11 protein-coding genes are annotated in these 12,980 nt (G+C 28.3%); 3 read left to right on the forward strand and 8 right to left on the reverse strand.

The window, feature by feature from the left end; translation table 4 throughout:
- Nucleotides 1–8 precede the first annotated feature (8 nt).
- Genes SPM_RS01925 through sufC form a run of 6 tightly spaced genes read right to left on the reverse strand, consistent with a single transcriptional unit; the run spans nucleotide 9 to nucleotide 5,329 of the window.
- A complete protein-coding gene (locus tag SPM_RS01925) occupies nucleotides 9–560 on the reverse strand; it encodes a 5-formyltetrahydrofolate cyclo-ligase (protein ID WP_004027952.1) in 552 nt (183 codons plus the stop codon).
- Nucleotides 560–1,972, reverse strand: coding sequence for a Fe-S cluster assembly protein SufB (sufB, locus tag SPM_RS01930; RefSeq protein ID WP_004027953.1), 1,413 nt, complete (start codon nucleotides 1,970–1,972; stop codon nucleotides 560–562). Before sufB ends, SPM_RS01925 begins: the two co-directional genes overlap by 1 nt.
- A 23-nt stretch (nucleotides 1,973–1,995) precedes the next feature.
- Nucleotides 1,996–2,448, reverse strand: a complete 453-nt coding sequence (gene sufU / locus SPM_RS01935) for a Fe-S cluster assembly sulfur transfer protein SufU (RefSeq protein WP_004027954.1) — start codon at nucleotides 2,446–2,448, stop codon at nucleotides 1,996–1,998.
- On the reverse strand, nucleotides 2,449–3,678 hold the full coding sequence (locus tag SPM_RS01940; RefSeq protein ID WP_004027955.1) for an aminotransferase class V-fold PLP-dependent enzyme: 1,230 nt from the start codon (nucleotides 3,676–3,678) through the stop codon (nucleotides 2,449–2,451). It lies immediately after the preceding gene.
- 2 nt (nucleotides 3,679–3,680) lie between these two features.
- A complete protein-coding gene (locus tag SPM_RS01945) occupies nucleotides 3,681–4,511 on the reverse strand; it encodes a SufB/SufD family protein (protein WP_004027956.1) in 831 nt (276 codons plus the stop codon).
- A gap of 2 nt (nucleotides 4,512–4,513) precedes the next feature.
- Nucleotides 4,514–5,329: a Fe-S cluster assembly ATPase SufC gene (sufC, locus tag SPM_RS01950; RefSeq protein ID WP_004027957.1), complete on the reverse strand. Its 816-nt coding sequence runs from the start codon at nucleotides 5,327–5,329 to the stop codon at nucleotides 4,514–4,516.
- A 186-nt stretch (nucleotides 5,330–5,515) separates the two neighbouring features.
- On the opposite strand from sufC, the gene SPM_RS01955 reads away from it, so the two are divergent.
- The 3 genes from SPM_RS01955 to SPM_RS01965 all read left to right on the forward strand — a co-directional run bounded on the left by SPM_RS01955 (nucleotide 5,516) and on the right by SPM_RS01965 (nucleotide 9,972).
- Nucleotides 5,516–7,765: a hypothetical protein gene (locus SPM_RS01955; protein ID WP_004027958.1), complete on the forward strand. Its 2,250-nt coding sequence runs from the start codon at nucleotides 5,516–5,518 to the stop codon at nucleotides 7,763–7,765.
- Entirely contained in the window at nucleotides 7,765–9,465 is a 1,701-nt protein-coding gene (locus SPM_RS01960; RefSeq protein ID WP_004027959.1) for a lipoprotein, read from the forward strand. The genes SPM_RS01955 and SPM_RS01960 overlap by 1 nt, the downstream gene beginning before the upstream one ends.
- A 90-nt stretch (nucleotides 9,466–9,555) precedes the next feature.
- Nucleotides 9,556–9,972: an HIT family protein gene (locus SPM_RS01965; protein WP_004027960.1), complete on the forward strand. Its 417-nt coding sequence runs from the start codon at nucleotides 9,556–9,558 to the stop codon at nucleotides 9,970–9,972.
- A 29-nt stretch (nucleotides 9,973–10,001) separates the two neighbouring features.
- Here the strand turns inward: SPM_RS01965 and SPM_RS01970 are convergent, their stop codons facing one another.
- Together SPM_RS01970 and SPM_RS01975 are read right to left on the reverse strand one after the other, a co-directional pair.
- Entirely contained in the window at nucleotides 10,002–11,108 is a 1,107-nt protein-coding gene (locus tag SPM_RS01970; RefSeq protein ID WP_004027961.1) for a 4Fe-4S cluster-binding domain-containing protein, read from the reverse strand.
- 3 nt (nucleotides 11,109–11,111) lie between these two features.
- A complete protein-coding gene (locus tag SPM_RS01975) occupies nucleotides 11,112–12,932 on the reverse strand; it encodes an AAA family ATPase (RefSeq protein WP_004027962.1) in 1,821 nt (606 codons plus the stop codon).
- Nucleotides 12,933–12,980 lie beyond the last annotated feature (48 nt).

Below are 12,980 nucleotides of genomic sequence, written 5' to 3' on the forward strand. Positions count from 1 at the left end.
CTTAATTTTTAAGCACTAATAATAATTTCTATTTTAACATCGTGTTCTTCAACCGGTAATGGGGTCGGCACTAATTGTTCAATAAATGCTAACCCAATAACAAGATGATGATAATTTTTTAAAAACCGATCATAATAACCTTTCCCATATCCTAACCGAAAATTATTTTGATCAAAAGCAACAATTGGAACAACAAGAACATCAATTTTTTCTGCATTAATTATTGGCAATGAATTTAATGGTTCATAAAGGTTAAAGCGTAAATTAAATTCTAAATCAGTTGTTAAATTGGTAATATGATAAAATTTTAAATTATTCCCATCCATTCGTGGCAATAAAACATTAACTTTTAAGGCGAATAATCGCTTAATAATAAGAAGAGTATTAACTTCCTTTTTAATTGAATAATAAAGAGCAATCGTTTTACTATTTTGCACACCTGGATGTTGAAAAAAAGTATCAAAAATCTTAGTTTCTTTTTGCTCTCGTAATTCAGATGAAATCTTACTTCTTGCAAGTAATTTTTCTTGTCGAATTTCTTGTTTACCACGAGTTATCACTAACCAACACTACCTTCCATATCCATTTTAATTAACTGATTTAATTCAACTGCATATTCCATTGGTAATTCTCTTGTAAATGGTTCTAAAAATCCCATAATAATCATTTCCAAAGCTTCTTGTTCTGATAAGCCACGACTTTGTAAATAAAACAATTGTTCTTCAGAAACTTTACTTACTGTTGCTTCATGTTCAATTTGTGATTCATTATTATAAACTTTATTCTGGGGAATTGTATCAGAATGTGATTTTCCATCTAAAATTAGAGTATCACATTCAACCCTGGCTTTTGAATACTGTGCCTTTGGTCCAATATGAACTAATCCACGATAGTTTGCTGTCCCTCCGTTAAAAGTCATTGATTTAGAAATAATTTTAGAAGAAGTATTTTTTCCCAAATGAATCATTTTTGAACCAGCATCTTGAATAACATTTTCTTTTGCTACCGCAATTGAAATACATTGCCCTTTACTATTATTTCCTTTTAAAATAACACTTGGATACTTCATATTAATTTTTGAGCCAATATTGCCATCAATTCATTCCATTTGACCGTTTTCATCAACAATGCTACGCTTTGTTACTAAATTTAAAACATTATCACTCCAGTTTTGAACAGTTGTATAACGCATTTTTGCATTTTTTCCCACAAAAATTTCAACAATAGCAGCATGCAAAGAATCACGAGCATAAATTGGTGCTGTACATCCTTCAATATAATGTAATTCTGCATCATCATCAACAATAATTAATGTACGTTCAAACTGGCCACTATTCTGATAATTAATCCGGAAATAAGCTTGCAATGGTTTTTCTAATTTAACTCCTTTTGGAACATAAATAAATGACCCACCTGATCAAACAGCACCATTTAAAGCAGCATATTTATTATCTGTATTTGGTACTAATGTACCAAAATATTTTTTAAATAACTCCGGATGCTCACGTAATGCCGTATCACAATCTAAAAAAATAATTCCTTTTTCTTCAACTTCTTTTAGCATACTGCCATAAACTGGTTCACTATCATATTGAGCCTTAATTCCAGCTAAATATTCACGTTCTGCTTCTGGTAAACCTAACCGGTCAAAAGTTTTTTTAATTTTTTCAGGAACCTCATCTCATTTTGTTGCAATATGTTCTGTTGGTTTAATATAATAAATATATTCATCAAAATCCATAAACTCTAGATTTGGTCCTCAACTTGGGTTTTTTATTTTTAAAAAATTAAAATATGACTGTAGCCGATATTCTCGCATTCAATCTGGTTCATTTTTATGATCTGAAATTTCATTAATAATTGTTTCATTAAGGCCTTTCCCCGTATTATAGTAGGAAATATCTCCATCATTAAAACCATATTTATAACTAGAAATTTCTTTAATTTCTTTTTCTTGCTTTAATTTTGGCATTAAAGAATCCCCCTCCTTTGGCATTAATTATCATTTGCTTTTAATAAATCTAATAATAATGTTTGAAAACCAGTAACACCAATTGTCGCACATTTAATTCGATTAGGTTGTTTTGCAATATTAATAAAAGCAATTAAATCATTTAACTTGTTTTCATCATATGGCTGGTCAAAAACCATCGCTAAATAATTTTCAATAATTGCTAAACCATCCTTAATTGCTTTTCCTTCCAGTTCTTGTGCCATAATATCACTTGATGCTGTTGAAATTGCACAACCAACGCCATCAAACCGAGCACTTATAATTTTATTCCTTTCAATCATTAATTCTAAATAAATATCATCAATACATGATTCAGAAGCTTGATGGATTGAATAAACTGTTGGTTTTTTTGTTAATCCTTTGTATTGTGGTTCTGAATAATGGTCCATAATAATTTGTCGTAAAAACATTGGATCATTTTTATTAAATTCCATTTAAACCAACCTTCCTAAAAAATCTTTTTCATTTGCAAGTGCCGACACTAACAAATCAATATCTTCATAACTATTGTAAATTGAAAAACTAACTCTAATTGTATTTTTCTCTAGAATAACAGTACCAATTAACCGGGCACAATGATCACCACTACGAACAGTAATATTATTCCGACTTCCTAAATGCATTGTAACATCCTGACAGAAAACATTTTTAATGTTAAAAACTAATGTTGGTCCTTTGCTATCAGCATTATAAATTATTGCTTTATCTTTTAATTTTTTATTAAACTGTTGAATTGCATATTGTTTTAACTGATGATTATATTTAATAATTTCTGTTAAAGTAAGACTATTAACAAAATCAATTGCTGCTCCAAAACCAAAAATATCAGCAATATTAGCTGAACCTGCTTCCAGCCGGTCTGGTAATTTTTTTAAACTATAATATAAACTATTACTATCAATTTGAGCATTCATACCGCCACCAACAATTAAAGGTTGTAATTGTAATAATAATTCTTCTTTTCCTCATAAAATCCCAATTCCAGTTGGGCCAAAAATTTTATGTGCTGAAAAAGTAATAAAATCAGCATTTCACTTTTGAACATCAGTTGGCATATGAATAACACCTTGTGCACAATCAATTACAACAATTATTGCTGGATTAATTTTTTTAATCATTGCAACAATTGACGTTGGATCATTTTCATATCCTAAAATATTTGGCACATTAGCAAAAGAAACAATCTTTGTTTTAGCAGTAATAACTGTTGCTAATTGTTTTAAATCAATTTGAAAATTTATTTCTGGTAAAAACTTAACAATTGCTTTTTTTTCTTGTGCCAATCGATATCACGGTAAAATATTTGCGCCATGTTCTTGTTTTGTAATTAGGATTTCATCACCTGTCGTAATCTTTGAACTTAAACCATATGCAATTTGGTTTAATCCATATGTTGCTCCGGGAACAAAAATAATCTCCGAGGTTTTTTTGGCATTAATAAAATGCTGAAGTTTCTGACGAACAAGTTCATATTGAACATTTGTTTTATATCCTAAATCACTATCAGTATTATGCGGATTAGTTCCATAGTTCGTATAGTAATCATTAATAGCATTAATAACAACTTGTGGTTTCAAAGTAGTAGCAGCACTATCAAGATAAATTTGCTCAGAATTATTTTTAAAAAAAGGAAATTGTTTTTTAATTTCTCTATAATCAATCATCGTTATTCTCCAATTTCTTTATCGATTTCATCAATAATATTTTTTTGTAATTCTTCATCCTCAATTGCATCAATTACATTTTTAAAATAACCCATACAAATTAATTTTCGAGCCTGAGTTATTGTCAAGCCTCTTGTTCGTAAATAAAAGATTTGTTCTGGGTCAAGCATCCCAACCGCATTAGCATGGCTTGCTTTAATATCATTTTCATCAATTAACAAAATCGGATCAGAAATTGCTTTTGAAGTTTTATCAAAAACTAGTAATCGTAATTCTTGATGTGCTTCTGATTTACTCATTGTTTTTTCAATATGACTAGTACACTTAACAGTTTGTAATGAATTATCTTTTGCAATTGAGTAAGTTTTAATTTCGCTTTCCGTTGTTGGGGCTAAATGATGAGCATAAATAATTGCATTTTTATGATAATCATGCGTTGATAAACTTGCCAAATAATATTTAATAGCACTACGTTTACCCTGCAAATTGAAGGTAACATTTTCACTAATACTACTATTAACAATATTTAAGTGATAAGTATTAACTTGCGCTTTTTCTAATAAGTTATAAAAAAGATTAGCTATTTGTTCACATTCACGATTTTTGTAAATATTAATAATATTAATTTGACTATTAGCTGGAATATTATAGTTAATTGTTACTTCTGAAGTTAAATTTAAAAAAAACAAAAAAGTTTTATTAACAAGATTAGTAGTAAAATTAATATTAATAACTTCACCAACTTTATTATTCGTAAAGGTTAATTCGGGTGTTGTTGCATCAATAGTAAAATTATCACCAATAAGTTCTCGTTCTTTCATTCAAACTTGCATTTTTACTTCCCTTTTTGTGCAGCGCACCCAATTCCCGCTAAAGGTTTGATACCACTTTGTTTATTTTCTACTGTTAAATCTAATTCTTGTAATAATCATTCGTATCCTTCTTCATTAATTTTTTTAACTAAATTATAATCTCCACTTTTAACAATTTTACCCTTAACAATAACATGAGCATGCGTTGGTTGCACTAAATTAAAAAAGCGATCATAATGTGACACAATAATTGCAGCAAAATTTTTATTTCGCATTTTATTTAATTCAGTACTAACAACATTTAAAGCATCAACATCTAAGCCTGAATCAATTTCATCAATTAAACCTAAAGATGGTTTTAATAAATTTAATTGTAAAATCTCATTTTTTTTCTTTTCGCCCCCCGAAAAACCAGTATTTAAATAACGGCGAATCATACTATCATCAATTTTTAAGTTCTTAATATTGCGATTAATATCCTGATATAATTCTGGTAATTTGATTGGCGAATCACGGTGAGCGTTAATAATTGCTTTTAAAAAATCTAAATTTAAAACTCCAGAAATTTCAACTGGTGATTGCATTGCAAAAAAAATTCCCATTTTACTTCGTTCATCAACTGTTTTGTCTAAAATACTTTCACCATCAATTAAAATATCCCCACTTTCAACGGTATAACTAGGATGTCCCATAATTGTTGATAATAAAGTTGATTTTCCATTTCCATTAGGTCCCATTAAAGCATGAATTTCATTAATATTAACAGTTAAATTTAAACCATTTAAAATAATGTCATTATCGGCAGAAACAAATAGATCTTTAATTTCAATTTTTTTCACTTTGACCCCTCCTTTGAAATATGTATTATACTAATCCAGAAGTAAAATTATCTTTATTTTTTAATAATAAAGTCTACTTTTATTGTACAATAAAAGTAGACTTTATTATATTTTTTTAATAGAATGTAGTTAGTATTTTTTATCAAAAAGTACAAAAATAAAAGTCAAAAGGAAGGATGAACTAAAATGAAAAAACTTTTATCATCACTGAGCAGTATGATATTAGTGGGTGCAACCGCATTTGGAACGGCGGCTTGTAGTACTAAAGAAAAAAATAATCAACATAAAGATGAAAATGGTGACAGCATCTGAGCATGAATTCCAGGAATTTTTGGTGGGAAAAAAATCACTTCTCCTGACATTTGAAGTGTCTTAGAAAATCCATTTGTAAATGCCGGAAATGGAAAATGAACAAATGATCCAACCCAATGAGATGGCGCAACAAGAATTAAGATGTCAGTTCAATTAATGCAAATTTTAAGCGTTGCAATTTTAGCGAACCCTGATAAATTTTTTGTAACAGATAAAACTACAATTGGTGATATTGCCGATTATAAAAATTTAAAAGACATTTTAAAAAAACAATGACAATTATTAGTCACAAACACAGATAATACTGTTGAGAAAAAGAAACAAAGTTTTAAAGATAGTGATAAAAAAAATTGAGAAAAAAAATATCATGATTTTTTAGATGCAAACTATAAAGATATCAGTGGTGCAAGTGGCAGCAAAAAATATGAAATTGAAGAACAAAATTATAAAGCTGCTATTATGACAACTGGTGCTGATGGTGGAATTAGTGCATCACAAATGTTAACTAATGTTTTATTAAATAATAATATGCGTGTGTATAGACAAAATAATACTGAAAGTGCAGTTAAGATTTTAGAAAATTTTGCTAGTTTCCTTAAAAACGGAAATAAAGCAGAAGATTGAAATATTAACAATCAAAATTTACGTACTCAATTAGCACTAGCTTTTAGTTGAGATCAAAACAATAAACAATTTATTGATAATTTATCAAGCTTAACAATTGAGGAAATTAATACTCGTATTACGACAATCGCAACAGATTTAAAAACTTTTAATTATGACATTAATAAATATATGAGTAATAATCATCCACCAGTTGCAACACCTATTTTTGAAAATTCATCTAAGACATCAGTTGGTACACCTCAATTAAGTGAAACATATGATGTTGGGCAACTATCATTATTTCAAAAATATATGATTGAAAAATGATTCCAAAATGAAAAACCTTTAGCAATTTCAACAATAACTTATGCCTTTAAATCAGGAGCAACACCAACTGATACTGGTTTCACAGCAGATAGTTTTGATGAAACAACAAAGACACAAATTAAGAAAGATTTAGGAACTTTAGCCTCAGCTAAAAATTGAGAAGAATTTACTACTAACAGTGAAGGCACAGTTACTCCATCAACAGATTTATTAACTTTAAGTACACAAGCTGATTCTGTTAAATCAAATATTTTAAAATCAAGTGTTTATAATAGCATTAATGCACCTGGTGAAGCTGCACCTACTGATATAAATGATGTCGTAAATAAAATTAGTCGTAAAAATCCAACCGATCCAATTAGTGCTAACTGAAAAATTGGTACTACTAATGATATTGTTATTAGTTTCTTTGATACAAATGGTTTAAATTTAGTCCATATTGATGGCCACGAATATTTACAGGATGCTGACCCATCATCATACAATAGTTATGATACTAATTGACAATTTAAAAGTTTAAATTATTCAAGTAATTTTTATAGTTCATTGGAAGATAAATCAGAGATCATGACAGTTGACAAATCAAAACAAAAGATGAATACACAATTTAGTAATGCTCAATACTTATGATATTTAGTAAATCGTAGTTTAGTAAATAGTAGTAATAACAGTAAACTAAAATTTAATGTTTTAAATGAAGTTAAAAAATATGCTACATTAAGTTCAAGTTCTGGCTCAGCTGATGATAAAACATGATGATTCTGAATTTATGACTTTTTCAGTAATTTTAATAATAAAATCTTAACAAATGGTGCCGGACCTCAAGAATGATTAAAAAACTTTCTTACTTTTAAAGATTCAGAAGGACACGCCACAAATCATGATTGATTTATTTCAATTATTAATGCAATGTCAACTAATTTAGCAGGAGGCGCTGTCCAACGTTTATACAGTAGTTTTGAAACAGAAAATAAAACAATTGAAAAGTATAAAATGGGAGGGCCAGCGGCTAAAATTGACCCAAAAACTATTGTTGAAAAAATTAGTACCGCAAAAATATGGCATGAAGAAATTGGTCTAAATTACGCAGGATCAATTATTTCAATAAAAACTCCATTCTGAGTACATCAATTTCCTCCTGTAACAACAAATCCAACAAAATATTATTATAAATCAGGAGGTAAATGATAATGAAAAAAATACTAAGTATTTTAGGGGCAATGTCTATTCTTTCTTCAACTGGCACAAGTCTTTATGCCTGTGCAAAAAAAGATTTTGAAAGATTTACTGATCCTGCTATTGCTGATGAAGTTAAACGTTGAATTATTGCTCAAATTAATTCAGAAAATGAATCAAATGTTGTCAAATATTCATTTAATGACATTTTCACTAAAGCAGCACTAAAAGAAATGGCTACAAGATTATTGGATACTAATATTTCAAAGTTTTTCTATGCATCAGAAGAAGCAACAAGAGCACGATATACTGGAGTAACAATTGATGTTAACCAACCTGATTCATTATTAATAAAACAATTTATTAATTTTGTTGAGCAAGTTGCACTTGATAATTTAAGTACAAAATATTCTACTGGAATTTCTAATTCAACACCATTAGAAACAACAATTGCAGGACAAGGATATGCACCTGATTATCAATCAGAAGGTTGGTATGTTGGTGGTACTCAATCATATTTCTGAAAAGGAACAGGTAAACCAAATTATATGCAATCAAGAAAAGAGCAAGGAGAATCTAATTTCGAAATTAAAAGTAAAAGTGCTGGAGCTAATTATACGGACTTTAATGCAATGTCAGAAGATGATAAAAAAGCTGCATTAAAAACTCGCTTTAAAGATTATTATACGCATGTTGAAGTACCAGCAGTGATTGATAAAATTATTACTGCAACATACTTACATCAAAATGAGATTAAGCGCTATGGTAGTGGCGATAATAGTTCAATTTATTTAAATCGAAATAGTGCACTATTTAATGCCCTTCAATCATGAGATACAATTAGTGGAGCACGATGAAAATCATATATTAAAATGGTTTGAGAATTAAAACTAGATAAGGAAGGATTAGACAAATTATTTGCGGATAAAGGACCATTAGCAAATGTTGAAAAATTAAATTCTGATTTAACTAATAATCAAGACATTTTAATGAAAATACTTAAAGAGATGTTTAATGCGAAAAAAGATAATATCTTTAATAATATGATTAAAGACGGAATTGACCCAATCTTTGGAATTAGTGGTTTTAAAGGATTTGTTGGAATTGATAAAAATAAAAACCCAAATGATATTTTTACAACTTTAAACAATGCTGATGCATATAAACAAAAAGTTATTGACACAGCAACACCAGGTATTATAAAATCAGGTGAAGGAACAGACCCTTCAAGTTATCAATTCTTAGACACCAATAAAAGATATGGGTCAGTTGTCTTAACATTACCAATTTATGCCGTTGATTTAATGAAAAATATGAACATTAATTATAAAAATGATAATAAAAATAATAAAGAATTATCATTAACTTGATATGGGTCAGGAGGAACACCAACTGATTTAGATCAAGCCTGATTAGCACAGCAAGGTGGAATTAAGCGTTCATTATCATGATTATATAATAAAAAAGGTTATTTAGGAACATACGATGAAAATGGTCAACCTCTTTATAATGACAATGGAACACCAGTTGATATTACAAAAAACATTAAAGGTCAAATCCTAAAATGAATTGAATATACTTTTGCACAACAACAAAATTTACAAACAGCAGCAAAAACAAGATTATATTCTTTAGCCTTTGCTAATAATCCAGAAAATGTTTATTCACAAACTTTATATGATGCAATTGGATCATATATTATTAAAGAAGATTAAAAATCTTCTTTTTTTATCTTAAAAATGGTTTAATTAATAAACCATAGTAGTTATTTGTTATAATTAATTACATAAGGAGCTGAAATTAATATGAACGAAAACAATTGCATTTTTTGTAAAATTATTGCACAGAATATACCAAGTAAAAAAATTTATGAAAATAACTTAGTTTATGCTTTTTTAGATGCCTTCCCTAACAGTGATGGTCATACCTTGGTTATTCCAAAAAAACATTTTGAATATTATAGTGTTACTGATGATGAATATTTAGCAGAAGTTGCTAAAGTTGGAAAAATAATTGCACAAAAAATGTATCAAACATTAAGCCCTGTCGGAATTAATTATGTTAGCAATGAAAAAAGTGAAGCTTTTCAAAAAGTTTTTCATTATCATCTTCATATTATTCCAAAATATCAAAAAGATGAAGGCTATAACTTTAAGATTAATGTTGATAAAGAAAAATTACGTGATTTAGCAGAAATTCAACAAATATTAACCTTAAAATAAAAAAAGTATTTATAAACAAAATACTTTTTTTATTTTCTACTATCTAAAAAGTCATAAATCGCTTGATAATTTGGTTCATTTCCAACTGGATTAACAATCTCAAGATATTCTACAATATTATCTTGGTTTAAAATAAGAACTGCACGTGGCAAAATTTGCAAAGCAGTAAAAACTAATCCTGTCTTTGTACCAAAATCACGATAATTATAATCTGACACTAAAAAATGTGCTTCATCTCTAAAAGATTCACAACATCTTTCTTGTGCAAATGGTAAATCACGTGAAACTGTAATTAATCGTGCATTAGGATAATCTTTCATATTTTTGTTAAATTTAACAGTTTGCGTATAACAAACACTTGTATCAATGCTTGGAATTACTGATATAACTTTATATTGTGTTTTAATATCACTAAGATGAAAATCAGTCATATCAGCATTAGTTCCTTTAAAATCTAATTTATCGCCAACTTTAATAATATCTTGGGGCAAATGCGAAAATACATCCCCATTTAATTTAAATGCTCCCATTTTTATGGCCTCCTCTTTTTTCATTTTTTCTTCATTATCAATGAGATGAGCTCCATCTCCGTTAATAATCATACTATTATTTTTAGTTACAGTAAATTCTGCTTCAATAATATTTTGTTCAAAATAATCATTATTTTGATAAACATCACTTAGTTTAATCACACGTTGGTTTGTAGAACCAATTAATCGTCGTTTTTTATCTAATTTTTCAATAATAAATGGTCCATCAATTAAAATATCAATTTTAGATAAAATTGCTGGATGCTTTTCTTGCAATAGTTCATATAAAAAACCAGAAAAAACAATTACTGTTAAATTATTTGCTTGACATAAAGTGACTAGTTCTAATAGTGCTCGTGGCTGAATAAATGGTTCTCCCCCTAAAATAGTAATCCCTTCAATTTGAAACCGCTCTTTGGCATCTCTAATTGCCTGAAAAAGGGCATTCACTTCCATTACATTCCGATTAATGAGGGGAATCATTTCCTGATTACTACATCCTTTGCAATTAATAATACATCCTTGCATTCATAATGCGAATCGTTTGCCAGGTCCTTCAATGGTTGTAAAAGAAACAAACCGATTAAAATTAATTAAATTACTCATTTTTTATTTAAAACAATATTCAATTTGATGACCATTTACTTGCGCCAATATTGTTTCTCCAGCTTTAAATTTAGTTTGATTTGCGAAAATAAAAGAACTCAATCCATCAACAACATGCTTTTCAATACTATTTAATAAATCACGACCGCCTTTTTTATCATCAGCATCCTGAATAATAATTGGTAAAATTTGTGGTAAATCAATAAATTCTAATTTAATCTTATATTTTTCTCAAACAGCTGTTTGAATTGGCTGTAATTTTTGCATAATTAATTTTGCTTTGAAATTAATATCCTTAATAAAATTAAATGGAATAATATTGTTTCCAATTCGCCCTAATAATTCTGGTCGTTTTAATTCAGTTCGAAAATGATCCGATACTTTTTGAATAAATTGCTTTTCAACTTCTAAAAATGATAAATTATCATCAACTTCACTTGCACCAATATTTGAAGTAAAAATAATAAACGAATCAGAAAAAGCAACAGTTTGACCTTTGTTGTCAGTTAAACGACCATCTTCTAAAATTTGTAAAAATTTATCTAAAATTCGTGGATGAGCTTTTTCAATTTCATCAAATAAGAGAACACTAAACGGTTTTTCTTTAATTGCATTTGTTAATTGTCCACCTTCTTCATATCCAACATAGCCTGGCGGTGCACCAATTAATTTTTGATCGCTTGCTTCTTGGTTATATTCTGACATATCAAACCGAATACAATTTTTTTCATCACCAAATAAAAATTTGGCCAATGCTTTTGCTAATTCGGTTTTTCCTACTCCAGTTGGCCCAACAAAAAACAACGTACCTTTTGGCTTTGTTCGCTTTGATGAATATTGCACACCTGATAATCCAGTAAAAGCTTTATAAACAACATTTTTTACTTTTTCAATGGCATGATCTTGACCAATAACTCGTTTTTTTAATTCTTTTTCAATAGTTGCTAATTTTTCATAATTCATTTCTTCTCATGGTGAAACTTTATCCCCATATTGATAAGAATTTAGTAACTTTTCAAATGGTAACCGTTCTGAAATATTATTTGAAAATTTAATTAATTGATAAACTTCTTTCAAAGTTCATCCTTCCATCGTATCATAAATATCTTGTAATTTTAAAATATCAGTATTTAAATCTTCGGTAATTTTAAAAAAATTCTTATTAGTTAAAATAAACTTTTCTCGTTCTTCACGATTTGGTTTTGTTAAAGTAATTGTTATTACATCTGGATTATGCAAATAAAATGATGTTGGCAATTTTCCAACACTATTAGTAATAAAAATAATAGCTGTATCAAAATCAATTATTTCTGATTGATCAAATTTTTTATCGCGAAAAGCTTTACTTAATGAAATTAAATTAACACGTTCTTCTTCGCTCAAAGTTTGTTCATTAGAAAATAAATAATCAGAAAAATCAGCAATAAAAGCAACTTTTTTAGAACTTGCAACTAACATATTACGACGAACAATAGCAAAAAATTCTGCTAAGGTTGGAAACTGCCCCGTTGGACCACTTTTTTGTTCATTTGCATTTTTAATTACTTCTTGGCCAAAATCATATGCTTCCCCTTCTTTACTTTTCTGTTGTGTTTCTGTCGTTAATGTTAAATTTTTCAGATTTCCTCCGCTTAAACCATCAATCCGGTCTCACATAAAAATATCATTAAAACCCTTTTCTCTTAATAACCCAAATAATCGGTCTTTTAAACCAACATAGCAATTATTTGCTTGATAAATATCATTAACATTCCCTTCAAGAATAACACATCGTTTAATTCCAATTTGGTTTTTTAACTTATCTAAATTACTTTTTACACTCATTTATAGCCACCTCTAACTATTTCTTTAATTATAATGTTTTTTAACCTA

The sequence above is a fragment of the Spiroplasma melliferum KC3 genome (genome assembly GCF_000236085.2).
Taxonomy (GTDB): domain Bacteria; phylum Bacillota_I; class Bacilli_A; order Mycoplasmatales; family Mycoplasmataceae; genus Spiroplasma; species Spiroplasma melliferum.